Origin of the sequence: Natronomonas sp. (assembly GCF_047616845.1) — an archaeon.
Lineage (GTDB): Archaea > Halobacteriota > Halobacteria > Halobacteriales > Haloarculaceae > Natronomonas.
The window spans coordinates 1-24,276 of record NZ_JBLGBY010000009.1 but is presented as its reverse complement, the minus strand read 5'-3'; the positions used below and the strand labels follow the sequence as shown (position 1 = coordinate 24,276).

Below are 24,276 nucleotides of genomic sequence, written 5' to 3'. Positions count from 1 at the left end.
ACGCTACGGGATTAAAAAGACACGAACCGACCTAGTCGCCGGTGGCTCGCACCGCGTCACGGGTCAATCGGACGATACCGTCGAGTCGGTGCTGGCCCTCAGCGCGGACGGCGATGACGATGCCACGCTGGGGGCCGACTCTGACGTCGACGTCGACGACCGTCTCGTAGACGCGAATGGTGCTCGTCAGTTCCTCGTCGTGGATGTCCCGGTAGGCGCCGCTGCCGAGACTCGCCAGAAGCGACGTTTCGAGCGGCCCCTTGCCGCTGCGTTTCTCTTCGAACTCCTCGGAGACGTACACCGAACCGGTTCGGTTCTCGTCGCGGCCGTCGTACCACCCCACCGCGAGTACTGTGTCGCCGATCTCCTCTCGAAGGGAGTCGGCGGCAGCAGCGGCTGCATCACCGAACAAAGGGATTCCGGCCTACGCCTCGTGGAGCTCGCGAACGCGCTCGATGTTCCAGGCGAAGGACTTGCCATCCTCCGTCGGCGTCTCCAAGACGAGCGGCACGTCGGCGACCGCATCGTGGTTGATGAACGCGCGCATCCCTTCCTCGCCGATGAGTCCCTCGCCGATGTGGGCGTGTTCGTCCTTGTTCGTCCCGCAGCCGTGTTTCGAATCGTTGAGGTGGACGCATTCGAGGTGTTCGAGGCCGACCTGGTCGTCGAAAGCCGCGAACGTCTCGTCGACACCCGCCGCCGTCGACAGGTCATAGCCCGCCGCAAACATGTGGGCCGTGTCCAGACAGACATCGAGCGGCTGGTCACAGCGGTCGAGCACGCCCGCCAGTTCGTCGAACGTGCCGCCGAGTTTCGTGCCGCTGCCGGCGTCCGATTCGATGAGCACCGTCACGCCGTCGGGAATGTCGAGTGCCTCCAGAGCGGACGCGGCGTTGTCCAGACCCCCATCGACGCCCGCGCCGGTGTGGGCGCCGAGGTGGACGTTGACGTACGGAACCCCGAGTGTCGCGGCCGCGTCGACCTCCTTCTGCATCGAATCGATGGATTTCTCGCGGAGGTCGTCTTTCGGCGTACAGAGGTTCACCAGATACGAACTGTGGATGACCCACGGCCCGACCCCGTGTTCGGTGGACAGCGAGCGGAACTCTCCGGCCTCCTCGTCGCCGATGTTCGGGTCTTGCCAGACCCGCGGCGAGTGGGAGAATATCTGCCCACAGTTGCCGTCGTACTCCAGTTGCTCCTCGACGGCGTTGTAGACGCCGCCCGCGATTGACGTGTGTGCGCCGACTCTCAGCATTGTCACGCTCTCAGCACAGCACGGGCATAGTGGCTTCGACTCGCCGCAGCGACGCCCAGCTCACTTCAGTGGGTCGTTACGGTTCCGAACCCACTCGTCGTTGCCGTATTTCTGGTCGCAGATCTCGCGAGCGCGCTCCTGTTCGGTGTCCGTCCACTCGGAGTCACCGCCCCGGTCGACTTCGGCGCCGGCCCACTCAGCGAGCGACTCTTCGAGGGCGGCGACCAGCTGTGAGCGCTCCATATCGTAGCCACCGAACACGCCAAGGGCGCTTTCGACGGCTTCGTCGTACTCGGCGGTCTCGACGGTGCCACAGACCCGGTCTTCGAACGCCTCGGGCGTCACCGGCGGGTCGTCGAAACAGCCCAGGTGCGTCTCGGCGTCGACATCGAACGTCAACGAGCCGTGCTGAACGACGGCATCGCGGGTGCGATACTGAGCATTGCCGGCGATTTTCCGGCCGTCGGGGCCGACGAGGTCGTGGGCAGGGTCGACATCGCGGAGATAACAGAGCGGTTCCCAGAGGGCTGGCTGCTCCTGGGATGCGAAATCGACGTCGACGCCGACCGCTTCGAAGGCGTCCAAAATCGGCTGGAGGAACTCCCGGTAGCAGTCGGTCACGTCGCTCGGGAACTCGTCTGCGGGCGCGATGATGGAGTAGGACACATCGCCGGCCGTGTCGTGATAGATGGCGCCGCCGCCCGTCGGTCGGCGCGTGACGCTGATGTTTCGCTCCTCGCAGAACTCCCAGTCGACGATGGAGGCATCGTTGCCGTAGCCGAGCGAGACGGTGCTCGGGAGCCACCGATAGAGCCGGACGGTCGCGGGGCCGCCTGCGGCGACGGTCTCGGCGGCGACTTCGTCGAACGCCATCGCCATCGGGCCATCGAGCATCTCCTCGGGGATGAGCCGCCAGTCCATACCCACCCTACTGCCGGGCGTGGGAAATCGGTTGCGCTCAGGGGAGCAGTTCGCGGTCGAGCCGCTCGACCGTGCTGTCGGCGACGGTTACGAGGTTAACCGTGTCCTCGCGGTTGTACGAGACGAGCGTCTCCAGGGAACCGTCGACGCCGCGTTCGTGTTCGCGCCACAGCCGGACGGCGTCCTTGCCGGAGATGTCCGGGCGGTCGCGCTCGACGCCGACTTCGGGTTCGATGGCCTTCAGTCCGCCCGTCAGCCCAACGCGACGGCAGGGGTACATGAGGTCGAGATGCGGCGCGTCGATGGAGACGTCGAACGATTCCTCGAGGAACGGGACGTCGAAGCGGGCGCCGTTGAACGAGACGAGAAGCGGCGCATCGAGCAGGTGCCTGACGTTCTCCCGCGTGAGGTCGTCGCCACTGACGAGCGTCTCCGTGTCGCCGCCTCGGTGAAAGCTGACGCACGTGACCGTATCGTGGGTCTGGTTCAGCCCGGTCGTCTCGATATCGAAAAAGCAGGCGTCCTCGCGGAAATCCTCGTAGAGTCGCCATCGCTCGGCGGAGGGCAACGCCCGGTCGAAGAAGGCGGAATCGCCCGATTCGAGCCGCGGGCGGGCGGCTTCGATGAACGATTCGATGCGGTCTGCGGTCGTCGACCCACAGAGCGATGGGTCGAACTCCGCCCACGTCCGCGCGCCCCGTTCCCAGAGCTTGCGCTCCGTGGTCTCGCCAACCCCGTCGACCCCGATGTATGAGTTCTCCAGTCGCACAGGGGTACTCCGACGCCGAGACTCCTAAATCGCTCGTTCGTACGCCAGTTCGTGAGCGACCTGCTCGGCGATCTCCGCGCCGCACTCCGCCTCAACGATGTGTAACGCGAGGTCGAACCCCGAGGTGATGCCGGCGGCGGTGAGGATATCGCCATCATCGACGAGCCGGCGTTCCTGTCCGTTCGCGCCCGTCTCGCGGAGGTCGTCGGGTGTGTCGTGGCCGGTCGACCATGGAGCAGGCCGGCTTTCGCGAGCAGCAGCGCGCCCGTACAGACCGATGCGATTCGGGCGTCTGCATCGTATCCGTCAGCAATTGCATCGGGTATGGAGCCCCGGTCGTACTCCCGGCGGACGCCCGCGACGAGGAGCGGCCGCTCACCGGGCAGCTGTTGGCGTATCCGATTACCGACCACGCGCTCGACACCGACTCGTACCGGGAACACGGCGACGGCCGCTGCTCACGCGGGCGGAGCGTGGTTCTGGGAGCAGTACTGTTCCGACGTCGACCGGTACAATCCACTCGCTGCGCCGCTGCGGGCACGACGCTGGAAGGCGTCGCACCCGCAGTCGTCGTCACGGCGGGCCACGACCCATTACACTCGGAGGGGGAGGCGTACGCGGAGCGACTCGCTGCTGCCGGTGTGACGGTCGAACACCACCACGCGCCGTCGCTCTGCCACGGCTTCCTCTCGCTTTCCGACCGCGTTCCGGCCGCAGCGGGCGTCTTCGACGCTGTTGCCGCCGATACGGCAGCGCTGTTCGAATAGCCAATCGGAGAGATTCTATATCGTCGTAATTGGTTTATCACAGGAGCATCGGTCGCACGCGAGGCGCTTTTGCGTGTTCGTCTCCTATCCCGAGTAAGATGGTACAGAACGTCGCTGGGCAGATGGCCGAGTTGGAGGGGAAGGATTTCCATCTACTCTCGGGTATCGAGCACGGCATGCGGTTCTCACGGTGGGTTGCGACGGGGAAGATTCCGGAGTTCTCCCGGCTCGACGAGGAGGAGGTCGAGTACCGGGTCGACCGCTGTATGGATCGCGAGCTCGTCGAGCGGAAGACGATACAGTACACCGGCTACCGGCTCACGTTCGAGGGGTACGACGCCCTGGCGCTGCACACCTTCGCTGAGCGAGACACCGTCGACGGCGTCGGCGCCCCGCTCGGCGTCGGCAAGGAAAGCGACGTGTACGAAGCCCGGTCGTTCCAACCGCTCGCGCTGAAGTACCACCGCGAGGGGTACACCAACTTCCGAGAAGTCCAGAAAGAGCGGGAGTATACCGCCGAAAAGGAGCACCGCTCGTGGCTCTACACCGCGCGTAAAGCGGCCGAACAGGAGTACGAGGCGCTCGAGACGCTGTATCCGGACGTCCGCGTCCCCCAGCCGGTCGACCAGAACCGCCACGCTATCGTGATGGAGAAGATCGACGGCGTCGAACTCTCGCGGGCGAAACTCGAACCCGAACAGGTCGTCGGCGTGCTCGATCTGGTTCTGGATGAGATGGCGGCCGCCTATGAGGAAGGCTACGTCCACGCCGACATGAGCGAGTATAACGTCTTCGTCGCAAGCGACGGCGTAACGGTGTTCGACTGGCCACAGGCCGTCTCGACCGAACACGAAAACAGCGAGGAGCTGCTGGCACGCGACGTCGAGAATATCGTCGGACACTTCACGCAGCGATACCCCCAGGCGACGCCCGACATCGACCGGTCGGCGCTCGCCGACGCGCTCGTCGATGAGACGTTCGAAGGCGTTAGGGGCCTCGAATAGCCCGTTTTTCCGCTTCTCGTGAGGAGCGTGCCGTTCTCAGAGATAGCCGCCGCCAGACATCCATAAACCACTGAGCGCGATACGAAATCGGGGTTCGTGTAGAACAGCCGCACACGATAATCATTCGAAGATGTCTTCGCCAGAAAGTCACCCTACTGCTCTTGTACTCATTCTCAATCTGCCAGCGGCGACTGTATCGTCGACAGATCGCCTTTGCTTCGTCTGGGCCGGCTCGGAGATTCGTTGCGAATACTGTCGTTCCCTCCACCGCTCGTCGGCGGGACATACAGAACCTGCATCGAGTGTGATCCCGACTCAACGTGAACGGATGCCGATTCGACAGCGATCTCCTGATCATCTTCTCTCATCTGCTCGATAACATCCCTGTGTTGTGGATACAATCATTGGATCCTCACGTCAGAATACCAGTACAGCGAAGGAGTAGGCATAATTTGTGTCAGATCGCTTGAAAACAGAGAGTCTGTGGAATGATATCGATCTGTGAAGTTCGGAGTACTCTCACACATCTATCTGTAGATAGAAACCGGAGACATTATGATATTTTAGGCTGGCCTAAAACACATGTCGGAAGACGATATGGCACGTGAAGCACCAACGCGGTGAGACTACATCAAGTACAGCGGGGCAGTTATCGGCGGAGGACTACTCGCTGGCTGTACTGGCAGTGGCAGTGGTTCTAAAACGACCAGTTCGACCGAAGATAGTTCATACTCCGCGACAATCGTGCCGACTGGCGAAGTGACGTTCGAATCAGTTCCGGAGACGTGGGTTGCTGAGAACGCGAGCTGGGCCGATATGGGTGTCGCGCTCGGACTCGGCAAGCCGAGTGCCGTTGTGCTCACTGGTGAGTATCGAACGTGGCACTATGAGGACATTCCGGGGCTGTCGACGAGCAAGGACGATATGGTCTCAGTCTGGCAGGGCGGGATCTCGAAGGAGCTATTCTTTGAAATCGATGCCGGCGTCCACTTTATCGATCCAAATTACATGATCAACCTGATCCCGGACTGGGAGCGGTCGGACGTTGAAGAGATGAGCGAACGGGTCGCTCCGTTCTGTGGGAATGCGAGTTTCTCAACCTATTCGTGGCACGAGGAGTACCCCTACTACAGCTTGTATGAGGCGACTGAAAAGGTTGCACAGGTGTTCCAGCGAACGGATCGATACGAAGCGCTCGTCGAGTTACACGACACGTTCCTAAGTAGGGTGCAGGAACAGCTTCCTCCGGAAAGTGACCGACCAGCGATCGCGCTTCTCTCACCCGCCTCGACTGAGCCCGAGACGTTCTATCCCTACCGGCTCGGCGACACGACCGCGTACAAGCATTGGCACGATCTCGGGGTGGGTGATGCACTGGAGGGGTCAAACATTCAGAGCTTCACGTCCGACCGTGGCACGATCGATTACGAATCCCTGTTGGAGATCGACCCAGAGGTGTTGATGTTCTACACCGACAAGCACTGGACACGGTCGGAATTTCGGAACCAGTTCCTCACATTCCTGCAGGAACACAACACCGCAAGTCAGCTCACGGCGGTTCAGAACGGCGACGTCTACCCAGCAGGGGGCATGTATCAAGGACCGATTATCAACTTCTCGAAAACCGAACGCGCAGCAAAGCAATTGTTCCCCGAGGAGTTCGACGCGGACGAATACCTGTATGACCGCCAGAAGATAGCTGACATCCGGGCCGGGGACATTTAGACATGGAGTACACGACACTCGGTGACACCGGGCTGAGCGTCAGCCGGATCTGTCTCGGCTGTCTGGGCTTCGGCGACGGGAAGAATGGATGATTGACGCCGATGAGAGCCGGGCGATCATCGACCGGGCGATCGACCTCGGCTTCTTCGACACGGCAAACGTCTACTCGGACGGCGGCAGCGAAGAGATCCTGGGGGAGACGATCAGTGGATACGATCGCGACAGCCTAGTGCTTGCGACGAAGGTATTCGGTGAGATGGACGAATCGACCCCGAAGCGCTCGCCTTGCACCGCCTGTGAAGTACCTCGGGGGCAAGCCCCGAGGCTTCACCGTTTTGACCGCACGACCCAAACCGGGCCGTGGGGTCGCAGGCGAATGTAATTCCCCTCGACCTTCCCACGTTGGGTCGGCTGGAATTCACACCCGAACGCCCGGTGCGTCCGTGAGGGTCGGCGACTCCACCTCGCCCGACAACACCCGTCGCACCACGCCGAAGACGCGGATTTTGAGAGGTGTCGCATTCCTCCGCAACTGCCGGCAGTTGCTTCGGAGTAAGGTCTTTAACCCACGTCGCAACTGTAGCCAGTGCTACGGTGGCCTGGGTGTTATACCCTCGCCATCCACGGTGAAAGTGAAGAAGCGGACGGCCTTCACCCTCGGGGGCAAGTCGTTCGAGAGACACAGTCTCTCGTGATCACGAACATCTCCGATTTTCGGACGACCCCGAGGCACCTCGGCCTGCTCCGCCTGTAGATGCCCGTCCAGTTCGAGCGTCGATAGTTGGTCGAACGTATCCTTAAATAAATCATATCCCACCTTATATCGCCATCCCGTCCAGCGAGGTCGGGCGAATTGTTCGTGTTTGTCAACGGCCACCGTTAATAGGTGGTAGTGTATCCAGATAATCAGCGAAGATGGACTCAAACATCTCAAAGGAACTCGAATCAATGGACAGTTTCGATATATTTGAACCGGGGGGTGGACAGCCGGGCAGCGTCGAGGGGGCGTCGCCATGAGCCTCGTGAAGATGACCAAATGGCGGACGCTCGTTCTCGCGACTGTCGGCTTCAATTTCTCGTTTCTCATCTGGTTCTCGTTTGCGCCCTTCACGGGGCCGATATCGGATGAGTTCGGGCTCACGCTCGCCGAAATCGGTGTGCTCGCGAGCGCGGCCATCTGGCTCGCACCGTTCGGCCGCATCCTGACGGGCTGGCTCTCCGATAAGTTCGGGGCGCCGACCGTCTTCGCCATCGTCCTCGCGTACGTGGGCGTGTTCTCGATGGCGAGTGCGTTCGCGGAGTCGTACACGGTGTTCTTCATCGAGCGGCTCATCGTCGCGACGGCCGGCATCACGTTCGTCATCGGCATCCAGCACGTCTCCGAGTGGTTCGAGGAAGAACAGCTCGGCACCGCCGAAGGCATCTACGCCGGTGTCGGCAACGCCGGCGCCGCAGGCGGGGCACTCATCCTCCCACGGGTGTTCGGCACCGGCTGGAGCGGGCCGTTGTTCGAGACGAGCTGGCGGGCCGCCTTCTTCTACACCGGCATCGTCTCCATCCTGCTCGGCATCACCTACTACACCATCGGTGTGGCCGCAAAAAGCGAGGAGCGCCGGCAGGCGACCGCAGAGAGCGCAACCCTCAAACAGTGGGTGTACACCGCAACGCGCTACGGAACGGTCGTCCTCGCGCTCGCGTACGTGATGAGCTTCGGCCTCGAACTCTCGATGAACGGGTGGCTTGCGACCTACTACCGTGAGGGCTTCGCGACCGACAACCTGGTGGTGGCGAGTACGTTCGCCGCGACGTTCTCGGTCGCCGCCGGCCTGCTGCGTCCCCTCGGCGGCTACATGAGCGACCGCCTCGCACGCAACGAGACGAACATCCTGCCGTTCTTCACGGGCCGGTACCGCGAGCAGTGGACGTTCCTGTCGCTGTGTTTCATCGTCGTCGCGATGCTCGGAATGACGGTGGCTGGGCTCAGCGGCCGCGTCCTGCTCGCCGTCGGCGCCGGCTTCATCGTCGGCATGGCGTGTGCATTCACCGAGGGTGCCATCTTCGCACAGGTGCCCGCGATGTTCCCGAACAGTTCGGGTACGGTCGCCGGCGTCGTCGGCGGGGTTGGCACGGTCGGTGGCATCGTCTACCCGCTCGTGTACGCCGCGCCGCTGTTGCCGAACCTCCACACGGGCTACTCGGTCGTCGCCGTCTCGATGGTGCCCATCGTCCTGCTTGCGGCGTGGGTGTTCCAGCCACACGTCGCCGAGGAGGCGACGACGAGCGGCGTCATCGGCGAGGCGCCAAGCGACGACTGACCTCGAGCACGGGGTTTCGAAGCCCTTAACCGATATCGTGGAGAAGTAGCGATAACTCGCTGGGAGACGGGCACCAGTGGGCACCTGTCTACGCAGGTCGGGATGTGATTCGCGCACGGGTCGGCCGCGCGGGAATTGAACCACGCAACGCCCGTGGTGAACAATCATGGCACGAAGCTTCTATTCGCACATTCGCGAGGCGTGGAAAACGCCGAAGGAAGGAAAGCTCGCAGAACTGCAATGGCAGCGCCAGCAGGACTGGCGCGACCAGGGCGCTATCGAACGCGTCGACCGCCCCACGCGCCTCGACCGGGCCCGCTCGCTCGGCTACAAGGCCAAGCAGGGCGTCGTCGTCGCTCGCGTCTCCGTCCGCAAGGGCAGCGCGCGCAAACAGCGCTTCAAGGCCGGTCGCCGCTCGAAGCGGCAGGGTGTCAACAAGATCACCCGCCGGAAGAACCTCCAGCGCATCGCCGAGGAGCGCGCAAGCCGGAAGTTCCGCAACCTCCGGACGCTCAACAGCTACTGGGTCGGTGAAGACGGCTCGCAGAAGTGGTTCGAAGTGATCCTCCTCGACCCCGAGCATGGCGCCATCCAGAACGACGACGACCTCGGTTGGATCTGTGACGACAGCCAGAAGGGCCGAGCGTTCCGCGGTCGAACCTCCGCCGGCCAGCGTGGCCGCGGCCAGCAGAAGCGCGGCAAAGGCACGGAGCACACCCGTCCGAGCATCCGCGCCGAGAACAACCGCGGCAAGTAACGCGCCGCTCATCCGTTTTTTGTTGCCGCCCCGATAGCGCCGCGAGACACCGGCTTCGACTCCGGAAGGTACAACCACGAGGAAGAGTACTGATACCGTAATGAGTGGGGACACAACGGTTGTAGTCGCCGAAGACGACGACGACGTCCGAGAGCTGGTCGAACACACCCTCGAAGGGTTCTACGAAGTCGAGGGCATCGCCGACGGGACGGCCTGCTGGGAGCGATTGCAGGAGCAGCCACGACCTGACGCAGTCATCCTCGACGTGATGTTGCCGGGTATCGACGGCGCGGAACTGCTCGAACGCATCCGCACCGACGAGCGATTGGCCGACCTGCCGGTCGTCATTCTGACCGGCCGAAGCCGCGAGGACATCGATATCGAGGAGTACGACATCGGTGTGACGGAGTACGTGGGCAAGCCGTTCAGCCCCAACGCGCTTCGTGAACTGCTCGACGACCTGATGTGATCGGTCACTGGTATTAAGTGACATATATCAATTTTGGGTGAGTTCTGAGATGGGCGGGAACAAGCCTCACATCCATTGGCTCGGCCATTTCACTTTTGTTTGATATTTCTGGTGAACTTTTATCTCCGCTCCCGTCGACTATCGAAAGTATGGCACAGAAAAAAGTGGATGATAACACGCTCGTGTCGTTTGTACCGCGACCGCGGCAGTGAGTGGCGCTGGCGGCTCGTTCACGACAACGGCAACGTGCTCGCGGACTCCGGCGAAGGGTATTCGAGCCGGCAGAAGGCCCGACAGGGCCTCGACAGCGTCCGCGACAACGCTGCCGACGACGAGGAGTAGTAATGCCAGAAAATTAATACGATAACACACCCCATAATACAAACCATGAGTGACGCAACCTTCGAACTGTACGAGGACGACGCAGGAGACTACCGCTGGCGGCTGGTTCACGACAACGGCAACATCATCGCCGACTCCGGCGAGGGCTACGCCAGCCCGCAGAAAGCCGAGCAGGGCATCGACAGCGTAAAAGAGAACGCCCCGGGCGCAGCGGTCGAACGACACCTATGAGCGCGACGGGAGATAGCGGTTCCGGACGGCTACCCGTAGCTGGCGGTGGTTCGTACCTGATCATCCGGGTGACGCACATCTCGACGCCCGTGGCGTGAAGTACCTTGGGGACGTCTCGACCGCGCCGCCGAGGTTTAACACCGAAAACGCGACCACCCCGGCGCATGGGCCATCGGACGCTCGTCGCCTACGACCGCGACGGCTACGACGTACATTACGCACACTGGGGTATCGACCGCGACGCGATTACCGCCGACAACCCATTCGGCGGCCCGCCGGACAACGAGTGGGCGCGAAACCGTGCCACTGAACTGCTCGACCCCGCAGGCGGTGAGTTGACCGCAGACCGCAAAACAGCGGTCAACCCCGACCCCATCGCGACGAACTGCTCGTTCGCCGATGTGTGTGCACACCTTGACCCACTGGAACACGAGGCGCTGTACGTCGTCGGCCCTGAGTTCTCGATTCGGGCGTTCCTCGTCTTCGCCATCGAGGCCGGCGGCACGCGACCCGCCGTGGCCCTCGTCGGCTACGACGGCGCGGCCGACGCCGCGTATCTCCGGGGCTGGCTGGCCGGCGCCCGCTCGGTTCGAGACGTCTGTGCCGTCAACGGTGACGCCATCGTCCGGGCGCTTCGGTGGCTCGACCCCCAACGCGGCACGGTCGTCTGGGCGGCCGGCGAGCGCGACGCTTAAACGGCCGACGGCGCTACCACGGAACGTGACAGAAGAGTCGGCGTCGACGGCGGACGGTGCGCGAACGCTGCTCGACCCCACCGCAAGCGCCGCCGCCGCCCTCGTCAGCGACGGCATCGAGCGCGGTGCGCTCGTGACGCTTTTCGGCCGCTGTACGGTCGAGTACGAGGGGCGTGCGGCGTCGGAACTCGGCCCCGGCGACCGCCACATCATGCTGAAACCCGACGGCGCCGCGCTCGTCCACACCGACGAGGGCCAGAAGCCGGTCAACTGGCAGCCGCCGGGCTGTGACCACAGCTGTCGGGTCGCGGATGGCGACCTGGTGGTCGAAAGCCAGCGCACGGCGCCCGAGGAATCGCTCGTCGTCCGGCTGTCGTCGGTCGTCCACACCGCCGCCTTCTCGATGTCCGACCCAGAATCCCTGGAGGTCGTCGGCACCGAAGCCGACCTCAAAGAGCGCATCCTCACGGCGCCGGAGCTGGTCGAGCCGGGGTTCACACCGCTTGCGACCGAGCGGGAAACGCCCGCCGGCGCGGTCGACATCTACGGCGAGGACGACGCAGGGCGGACGGTCGTGCTGGAGTTGAAACGCCGGCGTGTCGGCCCCGACGCCGTCGGCCAGCTCAACCGATACGTCGAGGCGCTGCGGCGAGACCTCCACGCCGATGCGGAGGTACGCGGCATCCTCGTCGCTCCCTCCATCACTGAGCGGGCCGCGGCGCTTCTGGACGAGGAGAACCTGGAATTCGTCTCGCTGACCCCCGAGGACGAGTAACGGCGGTCATATGAGCGCGGCGGCGGCTACGAACAACACGACGAGCAGAACCGCTGCCGCGCCGGCGGTGAGATATGGGTTCTCCATCGCTTTCTGGTGGGGCGGCATGGCCTCGTACTCCTCGCGGAACGTCGCGGCGTTCTCCTCGTCGAAGAAGTGCTTGGTGGCAAGGAGGAAGTCCTCGGTGACGGCACAGCCGGTACAGACCGGCTCACCGGTGAGCCGCTCGGTTTTCGTGTGCGTCTCACAGCTAATGGCCCCGCAGTTCTCACAGTAGGTGTACGTCGCCGCGTCGGCGCCCGCCGTCTCACAGTGGACACAGCGGCGAATCCCGTCATCGCGGACGACGTGGCGATTGCCGGCGGCATCGTACTCGTAGCCGTGGGTGTATTCGCCGAGTTCGACCTCGGCCTCGATGCGCGGGACGTACAGTGGTTCGACCGACCGCAAGTCCACGTCGCCCGGCGAGGGACGACACTCCTGTGTGTAATCGACGTTGTTGTCACCGGTGTAGGAGACGGTCGTCGCCAGGCGGTCACACAGCGCCGTTTTCGCCCACTCACGATACGCCGATTCGGACTGGCCGAACCGTTCGGCCCCGCCGCCGAACGTCGCCTGCGCCTCGATCAGCGATATCGGTTCGACGCCGACGAGGTCGACGAGGCCACCCGGCGCGAGCCGCGGCCCCGAGCGGTCGGCCTCGATGACGACGTGGTCGCGACGGTCGATACGGTGGATGACGCCGACGCTCGTTTCGAAGGTCGACCGCGTGAACGCCTGCACGTCGACGATTGGCTTGTAGTGGACGTCTACGTCCGGGTCGGGAAGGTCGCCTCGGGAGGGGGCGTTCTCGACGTCCTCGACGGCATCGACGAGGACGCGTTCGGGGTCGCCGACCGGCAGCGTCTCCTCGCAGACGATTTCGATGCGGCCGTTGTAGAGATCCATGCCGACCGCCTCGCCCAGCTCCCGGAGGTCGGTGCCGTCGATAAGGTCGATCGGGTATGGGTCGTCGTTGCGGCGGAGCCGTTCTGCGTACTCTTCTGCGGGCGTCGTGAAGCGTCCGGAGGTGACGACCATGCCGCGTTTCGGGCCGTCGTACTCGTAGGTCGCAACCGCAGAATGGAGTTTCTGGACGACGGGTCGTGAGACGGTATCGGTGTGTTTGCACTCGACGACAACGGCCGTCTCACCGTCACGCATCGTGACGTCGCGACCCTCGTCGGCGATGCGGACGGCCGTCTGTACGTCCTCGTAGCCGTGGGCGCGGAACAGCGAGGCGACGGCATCCTCGAACTCGAAGCCGGAGAGGTCGTCCAGAAGCGTCACTGCCGGCGTATGTGACGGCGACCGGCAAAAAGGCGCCGGGGGGCTCGAGATTCGAGTCGGCGGCGCCGGGCCAAGCGCGAACTGGGCTAACTCACTCAACGCGCTTCTGGAGCCGTGAGAGCAGGTTCAAGGCCTCCAACGGCGTCGTATCCGCGAGGTCGACCGCCCGAAGCTCTGCGAGGAGGGCTTCGGGGAGTTCGCCACCGTCCGTCGAAGCGGTCGCTGGGGACTGTGTGACCTCCGCATCGGCGATCTCGTCGTCGAGCAGCGCCTCGGCGCGCTGGACGACCGGCGCCGGAACGCCCGCGGTTTCGGCGACCTCAACGCCATAGGAGGCCGTCGCCGCACCCGTCCGAAGGTCGTGTTCGAAGCTGACGCCGCCGGCTTCACGCTCGGCGGAGAAGTGGTAGTTCCGCGCCCGCGGGAGGTCGGCCGCCACGCCGGTCAGTTCGTGATGGTGGGTCGCAAAGAGGGTGTAAGCGCCGACTTCGTCGTGGAGGAACTCCGTCGCGGCCTGTGCGATGGCGTAGCCGTCGGCCGTCGAGGTGCCGCGGCCCACCTCGTCCAGAACGACAAGGGAGTTCTCGTCGGCATCTTCGAGAATGGCGGCGAGTTCGGTCATCTCGACCATGAACGTCGAGCGGCCGCCGGCGATGTCGTCGGAGGCGCCGACGCGGGTGAACACGCGGTCGACGACCGGCAGCGCGGCGCGTTCGGCGGGGACGAAACTCCCCAGTTGGCCCAGCACGCAGATGAGCGCGACCTGGCGCATGTACGTCGATTTTCCGGACATGTTCGGCCCGGTGATGACCGCCATCGGGCGCTCGCGGGGCAGGTCGGTCGGGTTCGGGACGAACGCCTCCTCGGTGCGCTCGACGACCGGATGGCGACCGCCCTCGATGTCGATTCCGTCGGACGCAGCCGCGTCCGACGACGGTCGGCTCGCGCTGCTCGACTCCCTTCCGTCTGCGCCGACCTCGGGGCGGCAGTAGTCGTACTGGGCTGCCACAGTCGCGAGCGAGCAGAGGGCGTCCAGCTCCGCGACCGCGCGGGCGGTCTCCTGTATCCGTTCGGTCGCCTCCGCGACGTCGCGTCGCACCTCCCGGAAGAGGTCGTACTCGCGGTCGTCGGCGCGCGTCTCCGCGTTGATGATCTCCTCTTCGCGTTCCTTCAGTTCCGGCGTGTAGAACCGCTCGCTGTTCTTCAGGGTCTGCCGGCGCGTGTAGTCGTCGGGCACCGAATCGAGGTTCGGGTTCGTCACCTCGATGTAGTAGCCGTGGACGGAGTTGTGCCCGACAGAGAGCGAATCGATGCCCGTCCGCTCGCGTTCCTCGGTTTCGAGGTCGTCAATCCAGGCTTTCCCCTCGCGTTCGGTCGCCCGGAGGTCATCGAGCGTCTCGTCGTAGCCCTCACGGATGACGCCGCCTTCGGTGATTTCGACCGGCGGCGATTCGGCGATAGCGCGGTCGATGAGGTCGCGAACCTCGGGGCAGTCGTCGAGACGGTCGTGGATAGCAGCGAGTTTCTCGCTGTCGTCGGTCACCTCAGCGATGCAGTCCCGAAGGTCTGGAACGACAGAGAGCGTCGATTCGAGCGCCCGGAGGTCACGGGCGTCGGCGCGGCCGCGGGAAACTCCGGCGACGAGTCGCTCAAGGTCGTACACGTCCGCAAGTAACTCACCGGCGCGTTCGCGTTCGCCGACGGCGCCGACGAGCGCTTCGACCGCGTCGAGTCGGGCCTCGATGCGGTCGGTATCGAGCAGCGGCCGGCGAACCCAATCGCGGAGCTCCCGCCCACCCAGGGCGCTCGCGGTCTCATCGAGCGTTTCGACCAGCGCGGCCCCTTCCAGCCCGTGGACGTGCCGCGGTTCGAACACCTCCAGCGAGCGGAGGGCGACGGCGTCGAGCAACATGTACTCGCGGGGGTCGTAGCGCGTCAGGTGGTTCAGGTAATCGAGCTGTTCGATGTCGCCGTCCGTCGTCCCGCCGCGTGCGTACTCGGCGTACGCCAACAGCGCCCCGCAGGCCCGCATCTCGGCGTCGCTGGCCAGCGATGTCGTTCCGAAGTAGGCCTCGACCTTCTCGCGAGCGTTCTCGAGGTCGAACGCCGACCGCTCGTAAGGCGTCACCATACAGCCCGACGCGAAGGGTTCGGTCGGGGCGTCCGGCCCGACGACTGCCTCGGCGGGGTCGAACCGTTCGAGTTCGTCCGCGACCGCATCCAGGCGGTCGAGTCGCGTCGCGTAGAAATCGCCCGTCGAGACGTCGAGTAAGGCGAGGCCGTACCCCTCCGTCAGGCAGGCGACGAAGTTGTTGTCGGCGTCCTCGAGCAGTTCCGTCTCGGTGAGGGTGCCCGGCGTGACGACCCGCGTGACCGCGCGGTCGACGAGCCCGGAGGTCTCCTCGGGGGCTTGCACCTGGTCGGCGACGGCGACGCGGTAGCCGGCCTCCAGCAGCGTCTCGATGTACGACTCCGCGGAGTCGATGGGAATGCCGGCCATCGGATACGTCCCCGTCGAATCCTCCCGCTGGGTGAGCGTGATTTCGAGCACCCGGGCAGTGGCCTCGGCGGCCGAGCAGAACGTCTCGTAGAAATCTCCAACCTGGAACAGCACCAAGGCGTCGTCGTAGCGCTCACAAAGCTCCAGATACTGCGATAGCATCGGCGTGAGTTCCTCGGCTTTCTCGGCCATCGCGGGCGGCGGCCCCAGCGCCTCGTCCATGTCCGGAGGTGCGTCTCGTCGGGCAAATACTCTCCGAACCGCGCCCCGGTCGCTCATACTGCCGGCTGTAATTCCGTACCGATCGGTTCGAGATATTCGGATTACGTGGGGCTGGAACGCGGAATTTCGGACGGTATCGCTTCAGATAGTTACAGCCGGCAGTATCAGTCCCGGCCGAACGAGCCGGGCAGCGAAATCGGCTCGGGCGCCTCCGGGAGGAGCCACGCGGGGACGACGCGCGTCAGGACGACCATCCCGGAGAGTTCGACGAGCGTCTGCGTGACGACGACTGCGGGCGCGAGCTCGAAGCCTGCGGGGAGTGCCAGCGCCAGCGGCAGGATGACGAGTGAGTTCCGGGTGACGGACGTGAACACGAGCGCACGGCCCTCACCAGCGTCCATGCCGGCGAGCGCGGCGGCCACCCGAGCCAGAAGCGGCATGATGACGAGGAACGCGACGTACACCGGAACGACGGCCGCGATTCGGCCGATTGAGTCGAACACGCGGGGGAGCTGTGAGGCGATGACGACGAAAAGCGTCAGCGCCATCATCGGAACGGGGAGCCACCCCATCGCCGCCTGAAAGCGCTGACCCGAGGGGCTGCGTTCGGCCCACGCCTCCGTAAGCCACGCAAGCATCAACGGCAGCGCGATGATGAGTACGAACGCCTCGATGAACGGCCCAGGGTCGATTAATCGGGCGATTCGGCTCCCCATGAACAGCCACAGATACGCCGGGAGCAGAGCCAACTGGAGCAACATGAGCGCGGGCGTCGCGGCCGTAATCAGCTCCGAATCCCCGCCGGCGAGTTCGGCAAACGTGATGACGTAGTCGATACACGGCGTCAAAAGCACCATGAACGCGCCGATGAGGATGACCGGCTCCTGGGGCAGAAAGCGGGTGAGCGCGTAGACGACGACCGGAACGACGAGGAAGTTCATCCCCAGCGCCGCGGCTATGAATCGCCCGTTCGTGAACGCCCGGCGAAGCCGGACGAACGGGATTTCGAGGAAGGTGACGTACAGCAGGACGACCAACACGGGGTTGATGAACCGTTCGACGAGCGTCGCCGCGCCGGGGCGTGCGAGCCCGGCGAAAATTGCAAGCGCGACCGCAACCGCGTAGACGGCCACCTGTCGGCGCTGGAGCCACGCTTTCGAGCGCATCTGTCCAGGCTTCGTGGCGAAAACGTAAACGACCGTCGCAACGAGCGGCGGCCGGCCGCGACCGACGGCGGCCGCGGCTTATTTATCCACGCCTCGAAACGCTCAGACATGGCCGACGACGAACCACGACCACTTCTCGACCCGCGGCTGTTCACGCCGAGTGAGTTCATCGGCGACGACATGGATCACAACGTCGACGTAACGGGCGATCCCAGCGTCGAAGTGAACCACACGATCGACCTCGAAGTACCGCGGCGCCGCATCGAGATCGGTGCCATCATCTTCGCCGTGCTGGTCGCGCTTCTGGGAACGTTCACGCCGGTCGGGCCGACCGTCCAGGCGAGTATCGCAGCGAGCGTCGTCCTCGTTGGAAACGTCCTCCACCGACGGTTCGCCGTGTAGCGGCCGACGGACGGCACCACGGGACGCTGAAAGCAGCCTTTATACGCGAACCGACACACGATAGGACATGGACGCCCGCCACGAGGTCTGGCGAATCTATCGGGAATCCATCGCCATCCTCGGCATCAGCCTCCTCGGTGGGCTGTTCGCGGGCACGGTACTCGGCAGCGCAGGGATGCGAGCGGCGTTCACCGACTTCCCCGGGCTCCTGTTGCTGTTGCCGGCCTTCCTCGCCACTCGGGGCAACGTCTACGGCGCCTTCGGCGCGCGCATCTCCTCGGGGCTCCACCAGGGGCTCATCGAACCGGAGTTCGAACTCGACCCGCGGCTCGTCAACGCCATCACCGCGTCGTTCATCAACGGCATCGGCATCTCCGTGCTCATCGGTGCACTGTCGTGGGGCATCCTGCGAGTGCTCGGCCGCGAATCGGCGCGGCTGCTCGAACTCGTCGGCATCACGTTCATCTCCGGCGTCCTCACGTCGGTCGTGCTCGTGTTCGGGTTGCTCGCCTTGGTGTTCGGGAGCTACCAGTTCGGGCTCGACCCCGACAACCTCATCGGCCCCATCGTCACCATGCTCGGCGACGTCTTCGGCGTCGTCTTCCTGTACGTCGCCATCGTCATCGTGGGGGTGGTGCTCTGATGGCCACCGGCCTCGGAACGTGGCGCACCCGAACCATCGTTGCGACGATGTTCCCCCTGCTCGTCGTGCTGTCGATGCTGGAGATGGGGTCGGGCTACATCCTCGAAACGCTCGAAGCGACGTATCTCGACAATCCGACGCTTCTGATTCTCGTACCCGTGATGATCGGGATGGGCGGGAATCTCGGCGCGATTCTCTCCTCGCGGCTATCGACGCGGCTCCACCTCGGGACGCTGTCGTTCGACCCGCGCGATGAACTGCTGTTGGCGAACATCGCCGCCATCCTGCTTTTGGCGGCGACCGTGTTCACCGCCCTCGGCTTCGCGGCATGGATCGTCGGCGTCACCATCGCCAAGCCGATGGCGCTCGTCGACCTGCTTCTCATCTCGATCATCAGCGGCCTCCTGCTCGCAGTGCTTGCCATCATCCTCTCGATTTCGGCGACGTACGTCTCCTATCGCCAGGGGCTCGACCCCGACGACACGACGATTCCGGTGGTCACGAACGTCTGTGACATCCTCGGCGTCATCGTCCTCTCGGCGGTCGCGATTCTCGTCCTTTAGTAACCGATATCCACTTTTCGTAGTGTGTCCATGTGGCGATAGCTGAAGGCGAGGAAATCCTTACTTTACTGCGCCGGTTGTACTTGGGTAAGGTGACCAGTTTGGCTGAAATCGAGGGGGAGGTGGTTCGCGTTCTCTACGTGGACTCCGACGAGGAGTCCTTCGAGTCGACCCGAACCGGACTCGAAGGGGTAGGGTTCGACATCGAGTGGCGCTCCGTCGCGAGCATGGAGGGCGCACTGGAAGCGCTGTCCGCAGAACGGCCGGATTGCGTCGTGACGGCCTATTCGCTCTCCGAAAGAACGGGGATTCAACTCATCGAAGCAGTCAGGCGGCAGAATACCGAGCTTCCCGTCATCCTGTTCACCGATCAGGGAAGCGAAGAGATCGCTGGAGAGGCGATTCGGGCTGGGTGTTCCGACTACGTTCCGATTCAGGGCGACCGTGAGGACTTCGAGTTGCTCGCCCGTCGTATCGAGTCGCTTGCGGGGAAGCCGCGAAGCGAAACGGCGCATCGAAACGCCCCCAGACGGCGACTCAAGCGGGCAAACCGACAGCTCACGGCACTCATCGAGAACACCTCCGAATACGTCTATATCAAAGACCGCCAAGGCCACTACCGCCGCATGAACGAGGCTGCGGCCGAACTGTTCGGCATCGACCCCGAAGAGGCGGTGGGGAAACACGACCGCGAGCTGTTCGATACGGAGAGTGCAGCCGAGATTCGCGAGGTGGATCAGCGAATCATAAAGCACGGCGAGCCGGAGACAGAGGAGGTGGTTCGGTACATCGACGGCGAGAAGCACACTTTGCTCGATAACAAGTATCCCTACCGCGATGCGGACGGGAACATCGTCGGCATCATGGGCATCAGCCGGGACATCAGCGAGCGAACGCAGCGCGAGAACGAACTCAAGCAAACGAACAAGCGCCTTGAATCGCTCATCGACGCCGCACCACTCACGATTATGGAGATCGACGGCGACGGCGAGATCCTCCTCTGGAACCGCGGGGCAGAGGAGATGTTCGGGTGGTCGCGCGAGGCGGTCGTCGGCGAGTTCAATCCGATAGTGCCGGAGGACAAACAGTCGGAGTTCGAAGAGCACAGACGGAGAGCGCTGAACGGGGAGCGAATTCGACGCAAAGAGATTCAACGCGAGACGAAAGACGGCGAGCAACTGACGCTGTCCCTGTCGGTCGCTCCGGTCACGGATTCGGACGGTACGGTGTCGAGAATTATGGCGGTGCTCGAAGACATCACCGAACAGAAACAGCTGGAGAACCGCCTTCGATCGCTGCAAGAAACCGCACGACAGCTCAGTGCCGCCCGGTCAGCCGAGGAAATCGCCACTATCGCCGTCGACGCAGCAGTCGAGATACTCGGGTTCGAAATCACGGGTGTCTGGGAGCACGACGAGCACGAAAACGCACTCGTCCCGGTGACGGAGACCGCGGCGGCGAGGGAACTGTTCGGTGATGGGCCATGGTTCAGGCCGGGCAGCAGTCTCGCCTGGGAAGCCTTCGAGTCGGGAGAGCTTCGCGTGTACGACGATATTCGAACCGAAGAGCCGCTGCACAATTCGAACACGCAAATCAGAAGCGAGATTCTCGTTCCATTGGGCGAGTACGGACTACTCACTACGGGCTCGACGTCGAAGCAGGTCTTCTCGGAGACGGACGTGGATCTGTTCCGGATACTCGGGGCGACCGTCGAGGCGGCCCTAGCGCGGGCGAGTCGCGAGGAGAAACTGCAACAACAAAACGAGCGTCTCGACCAGTTCACAAGCGTCGTGGCCCACGACCTGCGGAACCCACTCTCCGTCGCGAGGGGCTTCTTGGAGGTCGCGGAGGAGACCGGCGAACAGAGCCACTTCGAGCGGATCGAGTCAGCACACGCCCGCATCGAGCGGCTCATCGACGACCTGCTGACGCTTGCCCGAACCGAGGCGGACATCGAGAACGCCGAACAGGTGCATCTGGGGGATATCGCGGCGGATGCCTGGGAGCACGTCGACACCGGCGAGGCGACACTCTGCGTCCCTGATGAGATTCCGGTGGTGGCCGGCGCCCCAGGGCGGCTGACACAGCTCTTCGAAAACCTGTTCCGGAACGCGGTCGAGCACGGCGGCGCCGACGTGACGGTCACGCTGGGACGACTGGACGATGGAGCGGGGTTCTACGTGGAGGATGACGGCAGCGGAATTCCGCCGGAGAAGCGCGAAAGCGTGTTCGACCACGGCGTCAACGCGGATGGCGGCCAGACCAGCTTCGGCCTCTCTATCGTGGCCGACATCGCGAAAGTACACGGGTGGGACGTCTGCGTGACGGAGGGAGACGACGGCGGCGCCCGCTTCGAATTCAACAGGAACCGATAATCCGGGTTCCAACCGAGACGCCAACTCTTCTCGACGCAGTACCGAATGGGCACGATGCGGGAGCCGACCGCCGGAAACGGTCGTTTGCCTTCGACGAGGATGCCGGCGAGGTGCAGCGAGTCGAGTTCTTCGCCCTCGATGAGTTCGCCGGAGGCGAGCGTCTGTCGCACGTAGACGAGATACAGCACGACGAGGATGGCCGCGATGGCGAGACGAACCACGCGGGTTCTGACGAACGCGGCGCCGACTGCGAGCACGTAGCCGACGATGAAATACGAGAGGTCACGCCGCGCTGCAACCACGTCGACCTCGAAACCCGCGCCCAGCAACAGCAGGCCGAACGCGCCGACCAACAGCACGAGGTTCGGTAGCGACCCCGAAACGACGCCGGCGAGCGGATACATGATCGGGGGTTCAAACGGGGGGAAGTGAACGCTTCCTCGCAAGGCCGGCGGTCTCAGAACCGTGGGACACCGGAGTGCGGCTAAAATATTGGGCATTGAGCATACGGCCGTCGGCGGTCTAGTACCGTTATGAACGACTACTCACGCCGAACATACCTCCACGGAACCGCGGTGACGCTCGGGCTCGCGGTCGCCGGCGCCGGCAGCGCCATGGAGCGACGCGGACACGGCGACGAGTGGCAGCGCGTCTCGACACCGACGAACCGGACGCTCACCGATGTCGTCTTTGCGGCCGACGGTGCGTTCGCGGTCGGCGACGGCGGCGTCGTGCTGTCGCGCACCGATGACGGCTGGGAGACGGTACTGAAGAACGGCCCCAGCGGGAACGGCCGCAATCTCACGAGCGCTGCCGCGGCGGCCGACGGGAAGCGTCTCTGGATGGCCGGCGCGAGCGGCGCGCTCGCCGAATACGACGTGGAAAGCGGCACGCTCGTTGGCCACTCGGAGCCGGACGGCGTGACTGCGAACCTCACCGACGTTGCTGTCACCGGCACGGCTGACGGAGCGGGCGTGTATCTCGCCGACGCGTCCGGGGTCATCCATGCCTCGGCCGCCAACGGCGACGGCAGCTCGTGGACACACCAGACGCCCGGCTCCGGTGCGACGGTTCACGACCTCGCGTTCGACGGCGCCGGCTCAGGCGTCTTCGTCGACGGGAACCAGGGCGTCTTCGAGACGTCCGATGGGGCGTCGTGGAGGCGAATCGGCATCGAGACGGCCGACCACAGCCTGTACGCACTGGCGACCGATGGCGCAGGGACGACCCGGGTCGTCGGTGGGGCGGTCTACACCCGAGCGGACGGCGAGTGGACGGTCGTCGACCCATCGGATAAAGCGCTGAATGATGTCGCCGTCGGGGAGTGTGGCTGCGTCCACGCCGTCGGTGGGGGCGGGGCGGTTCTCCACCGACCCGGGCACGACATGGCTGGGGTTCGGACTGCCGCCGAGCGACTCGAGCTGTGGTCGCAAGCGAACCCGACCGGGGAGAACCTCCACGGCATCGCACTTGGGCCGCCACACGTCGCTGTCGGCGACTCCGGAACGGTTCTGGAGCGCTAACCGGCCGGTAGAGGGGCCGAGGGGAGACTCCATCCTCAGAGCCGTTGCCGCCCGAACTTTTATATTAGCATACCCTAATATTAGCATATACTAAGATGGGTGAGCACACGACCGAAAACGAGGGAACCGCAACGCGGAACGAGGGAGCCTGCTGTACCACGTCAGGGCATTCGCTGACGGAGCAGGAGGTCGCGACCGACGTGCAGATGCTCTCGACGCTCGGCAACGACACCCGATACGAGACGCTGCGGCTCATCGCGGAGGCCGACGAAGACGTCTGTGTCTGCGAGATAGAGCCGTCGCTCGGCGTCAGCCAGAGCGCGGTGAGTCAGGCGCTTTCGCGGCTGTTCAGCGCCGGATTGGTCGAGCGGCGGAAGGAGGGTCGGTGGCGCTACTACACCGCGACGCCGCGAGCAGAGCGACTGCTCGACGTGCTCGACGAAACGAGGGCGCTCGCCGATGGCTGATACGGAGTGATTTCACGATGCACAAACCACCCGCACCACGAGATCGTCCCGCCTGGAACCACCCAACCTGGAGCGGCATCCTGGTCGGCTATGCGATGATCACGGCGTTCCTGCTGTCGCTCTGGGTCGTGAGCCACCCGGTAATGGGCACCCTGAGCATTGCAGCCGTCGCTGGCCTCGCAATCGGGGCACGCCGGCTCTATCGTGTGGTTCCCAGCATCTCGACGTGCCGGCGATTCACCTTCTGCCCGAGTCGTGACGTACAGGTAACCGTCACGGTGTGTGTATGAGCCAGGACTCAATCACCCTTCAGCGGGCGACCGAAGACACGCTCGACCGCGTCGAGAGGCTGCTCGAGCGCAACGACCTGCCGACACAGGACGTGCGAGCGGGGCCGGGTCGATTCTTCCTCGCGGACGCCGACGGCTCGCTCGTCGGCGTCGGCAGTGTCGAGATGTACGGCTCGGACGGCCTCCTCCGGTCACTCGTGGTCGGGGAACCGCACCGGGGCGAGGGATACGGAGCCGAGCTGTGTGACGCACTCGAAGACGAGGCTCGAGAGAGCGGCGGCGAGACGCTGTATCTGCTGACGACGACGGCAGCGGCGTTCTTCGAGCGCCGCGGATACGACGAAATCGAGCGGGCAGCCGTTGCACCGAGCGTTCGAGAGATGACTCAGTTCACGGAGTTGTGCCCGGCGTCGGCGACCTGTATGCAGAAACCGATTCGCTAAGCGACGCGGTGTGTCGGCTGGAATGGCCGCACTCACTCCGCGTGTTCGGCGTCGATTTTCTCGCTATCCGAATTCCGGATGCAGATGAGGAGTTGGCGCGCTTCTCGGAGGTTCTGACGGGCCTGTTCCTCGTCGACGTCCTGGAGGGCAGCGTCTAGTTTCGTATCGATTTTGTTCAGTAGTTCATCCTGCACGTTTGAGCCTGTCATAGAAAGCGTCACGTGCGAAGCAGCAGGGTTTGGAAACTGTGTCCAGCAGCTCCAAAGCCCTGCAAAACGTAGCTTCGGTCAACGAGTTCTTGAATGCAGCGGCTACCGAGACAGTT

Annotated in this window: 25 protein-coding genes and 5 pseudogenes; 21 read left to right on the top strand and 9 right to left on the bottom strand. The window is 64.1% G+C overall.

All coding sequences use genetic code 11. From position 1 onward, the window contains the following. Positions 1 to 31 precede the first annotated feature (31 nt). The 4 genes from ACI8UR_RS03285 to ACI8UR_RS03270 form a co-directional block, all read right to left on the bottom strand. On the bottom strand, positions 32 to 412 hold the full coding sequence (locus ACI8UR_RS03285; RefSeq protein ID WP_411713934.1) for a hypothetical protein: 381 nt from the start codon (positions 410 to 412) through the stop codon (positions 32 to 34). A 12-nt stretch (positions 413 to 424) separates the two neighbouring features. After that, positions 425 to 1,255, bottom strand: a complete 831-nt coding sequence (locus ACI8UR_RS03280) for a deoxyribonuclease IV (protein ID WP_411713956.1) — start codon at positions 1,253 to 1,255, stop codon at positions 425 to 427. A 63-nt stretch (positions 1,256 to 1,318) separates the two neighbouring features. After that, entirely contained in the window at positions 1,319 to 2,179 is an 861-nt protein-coding gene (locus ACI8UR_RS03275; RefSeq protein ID WP_411713933.1) for a biotin/lipoate A/B protein ligase family protein, read from the bottom strand. A gap of 37 nt (positions 2,180 to 2,216) precedes the next feature. After that, entirely contained in the window at positions 2,217 to 2,948 is a 732-nt protein-coding gene (locus ACI8UR_RS03270) for a ribonuclease H-like domain-containing protein (RefSeq protein ID WP_415087551.1), read from the bottom strand. A gap of 230 nt (positions 2,949 to 3,178) precedes the next feature. Here ACI8UR_RS03270 and ACI8UR_RS03265 point away from each other — a divergent pair, with 230 nt between their 5' ends. Further along, positions 3,179 to 3,715 carry an alpha/beta hydrolase fold domain-containing protein gene (locus ACI8UR_RS03265; protein WP_411713931.1) on the top strand — a complete coding sequence of 179 codons (537 nt, stop codon included), beginning with the start codon at positions 3,179 to 3,181 and terminating at the stop codon, positions 3,713 to 3,715. Between the two features lie 98 nt (positions 3,716 to 3,813). Continuing rightward, a complete protein-coding gene (locus tag ACI8UR_RS03260) occupies positions 3,814 to 4,719 on the top strand; it encodes a serine/threonine-protein kinase RIO2 (RefSeq protein WP_411713930.1) in 906 nt (301 codons plus the stop codon). Between the two features lie 98 nt (positions 4,720 to 4,817). Here the strand turns inward: ACI8UR_RS03260 and ACI8UR_RS03255 are convergent. Further along, a pseudogene (locus ACI8UR_RS03255) lies at positions 4,818 to 5,105 on the bottom strand (transposase); the annotation flags it as partial. Positions 5,106 to 5,349: 244 nt separating this feature from the next. Between ACI8UR_RS03255 and ACI8UR_RS03250 the strand changes: the two are divergent. The 9 genes and pseudogenes from ACI8UR_RS03250 to nucS all read left to right on the top strand — a co-directional run bounded on the left by ACI8UR_RS03250 (position 5,350) and on the right by nucS (position 12,028). Continuing rightward, entirely contained in the window at positions 5,350 to 6,444 is a 1,095-nt protein-coding gene (locus ACI8UR_RS03250) for an ABC transporter substrate-binding protein (protein ID WP_411713955.1), read from the top strand. 2 nt (positions 6,445 to 6,446) lie between these two features. Next, a pseudogene (locus ACI8UR_RS03245) lies at positions 6,447 to 6,718 on the top strand (aldo/keto reductase); the annotation flags it as partial. A 754-nt stretch (positions 6,719 to 7,472) separates the two neighbouring features. Continuing rightward, on the top strand, positions 7,473 to 8,759 hold the full coding sequence (locus tag ACI8UR_RS03240) for an MFS transporter (protein WP_411713954.1): 1,287 nt from the start codon (positions 7,473 to 7,475) through the stop codon (positions 8,757 to 8,759). Positions 8,760 to 8,925: 166 nt separating this feature from the next. Then, complete coding sequence (locus ACI8UR_RS03235) at positions 8,926 to 9,516, top strand: 50S ribosomal protein L15e (RefSeq protein WP_411713929.1); 591 nt, start codon at positions 8,926 to 8,928, stop codon at positions 9,514 to 9,516. Between the two features lie 100 nt (positions 9,517 to 9,616). Beyond that, positions 9,617 to 9,985 carry a response regulator gene (locus ACI8UR_RS03230; protein WP_411713928.1) on the top strand — a complete coding sequence of 123 codons (369 nt, stop codon included), beginning with the start codon at positions 9,617 to 9,619 and terminating at the stop codon, positions 9,983 to 9,985. 207 nt (positions 9,986 to 10,192) lie between these two features. After that, a pseudogene (locus ACI8UR_RS03225) lies at positions 10,193 to 10,327 on the top strand (YegP family protein); the annotation flags it as partial. Positions 10,328 to 10,372: 45 nt separating this feature from the next. After that, positions 10,373 to 10,558 (top strand): HVO_2922 family protein, encoded by a 186-nt coding sequence (locus ACI8UR_RS03220; RefSeq protein ID WP_415087550.1) that lies wholly within the window; start codon positions 10,373 to 10,375, stop codon positions 10,556 to 10,558. Positions 10,559 to 10,722: 164 nt separating this feature from the next. After that, positions 10,723 to 11,253, top strand: a complete 531-nt coding sequence (locus tag ACI8UR_RS03215; protein WP_411713927.1) for a DUF6735 family protein — start codon at positions 10,723 to 10,725, stop codon at positions 11,251 to 11,253. 67 nt (positions 11,254 to 11,320) lie between these two features. Beyond that, positions 11,321 to 12,028, top strand: a complete 708-nt coding sequence (nucS, locus tag ACI8UR_RS03210) for an endonuclease NucS (protein WP_411713953.1) — start codon at positions 11,321 to 11,323, stop codon at positions 12,026 to 12,028. 6 nt (positions 12,029 to 12,034) lie between these two features. Here the strand turns inward: nucS and ACI8UR_RS03205 are convergent, their stop codons facing one another. From ACI8UR_RS03205 to ACI8UR_RS03195, 3 genes are all read right to left on the bottom strand, one after another. Next, positions 12,035 to 13,357, bottom strand: coding sequence for a restriction endonuclease (locus ACI8UR_RS03205; protein ID WP_415087549.1), 1,323 nt, complete (start codon positions 13,355 to 13,357; stop codon positions 12,035 to 12,037). Positions 13,358 to 13,448: 91 nt separating this feature from the next. Further along, positions 13,449 to 16,079: a DNA mismatch repair protein MutS gene (mutS, locus tag ACI8UR_RS03200; RefSeq protein ID WP_415087548.1), complete on the bottom strand. Its 2,631-nt coding sequence runs from the start codon at positions 16,077 to 16,079 to the stop codon at positions 13,449 to 13,451. A gap of 164 nt (positions 16,080 to 16,243) precedes the next feature. Further along, positions 16,244 to 17,245, bottom strand: coding sequence for an arsenic resistance protein (locus tag ACI8UR_RS03195; RefSeq protein ID WP_415087547.1), 1,002 nt, complete (start codon positions 17,243 to 17,245; stop codon positions 16,244 to 16,246). Between the two features lie 108 nt (positions 17,246 to 17,353). Here ACI8UR_RS03195 and ACI8UR_RS03190 point away from each other — a divergent pair, with 108 nt between their 5' ends. The 10 genes and pseudogenes from ACI8UR_RS03190 to arsN2 all read left to right on the top strand — a co-directional run bounded on the left by ACI8UR_RS03190 (position 17,354) and on the right by arsN2 (position 23,951). Further along, positions 17,354 to 17,647 carry a hypothetical protein gene (locus ACI8UR_RS03190; protein WP_411715010.1) on the top strand — a complete coding sequence of 98 codons (294 nt, stop codon included), beginning with the start codon at positions 17,354 to 17,356 and terminating at the stop codon, positions 17,645 to 17,647. A 67-nt stretch (positions 17,648 to 17,714) separates the two neighbouring features. After that, positions 17,715 to 18,290: a magnesium transporter gene (locus ACI8UR_RS03185; RefSeq protein ID WP_411715011.1), complete on the top strand. Its 576-nt coding sequence runs from the start codon at positions 17,715 to 17,717 to the stop codon at positions 18,288 to 18,290. Beyond that, a complete protein-coding gene (locus ACI8UR_RS03180; RefSeq protein WP_411715012.1) occupies positions 18,290 to 18,853 on the top strand; it encodes a magnesium transporter in 564 nt (187 codons plus the stop codon). Before ACI8UR_RS03185 ends, ACI8UR_RS03180 begins: the two co-directional genes overlap by 1 nt. A gap of 32 nt (positions 18,854 to 18,885) precedes the next feature. Then, positions 18,886 to 19,272: pseudogene (locus ACI8UR_RS03175) on the top strand (response regulator); the annotation flags it as partial. 84 nt (positions 19,273 to 19,356) lie between these two features. Continuing rightward, positions 19,357 to 21,228: pseudogene (locus ACI8UR_RS03170) on the top strand (PAS domain-containing sensor histidine kinase); the annotation flags it as partial. Positions 21,229 to 21,338: 110 nt separating this feature from the next. Then, complete coding sequence (locus ACI8UR_RS03165) at positions 21,339 to 21,599, top strand: hypothetical protein (protein WP_411715013.1); 261 nt, start codon at positions 21,339 to 21,341, stop codon at positions 21,597 to 21,599. A gap of 162 nt (positions 21,600 to 21,761) precedes the next feature. Further along, positions 21,762 to 22,751: a hypothetical protein gene (locus ACI8UR_RS03160; RefSeq protein ID WP_411715014.1), complete on the top strand. Its 990-nt coding sequence runs from the start codon at positions 21,762 to 21,764 to the stop codon at positions 22,749 to 22,751. Positions 22,752 to 22,846: 95 nt separating this feature from the next. After that, positions 22,847 to 23,218: an ArsR/SmtB family transcription factor gene (locus ACI8UR_RS03155; protein WP_411715015.1), complete on the top strand. Its 372-nt coding sequence runs from the start codon at positions 22,847 to 22,849 to the stop codon at positions 23,216 to 23,218. 17 nt (positions 23,219 to 23,235) lie between these two features. After that, complete coding sequence (locus ACI8UR_RS03150) at positions 23,236 to 23,508, top strand: hypothetical protein (protein ID WP_411715016.1); 273 nt, start codon at positions 23,236 to 23,238, stop codon at positions 23,506 to 23,508. Next, positions 23,505 to 23,951, top strand: coding sequence for an arsenic resistance N-acetyltransferase ArsN2 (arsN2, locus tag ACI8UR_RS03145; RefSeq protein WP_411715017.1), 447 nt, complete (start codon positions 23,505 to 23,507; stop codon positions 23,949 to 23,951). The genes ACI8UR_RS03150 and arsN2 overlap by 4 nt, the downstream gene beginning before the upstream one ends. A 32-nt stretch (positions 23,952 to 23,983) precedes the next feature. Here the strand turns inward: arsN2 and ACI8UR_RS03140 are convergent, their stop codons facing one another. After that, complete coding sequence (locus ACI8UR_RS03140) at positions 23,984 to 24,160, bottom strand: hypothetical protein (RefSeq protein WP_415087546.1); 177 nt, start codon at positions 24,158 to 24,160, stop codon at positions 23,984 to 23,986. Positions 24,161 to 24,276: the final 116 nt, after the last annotated feature.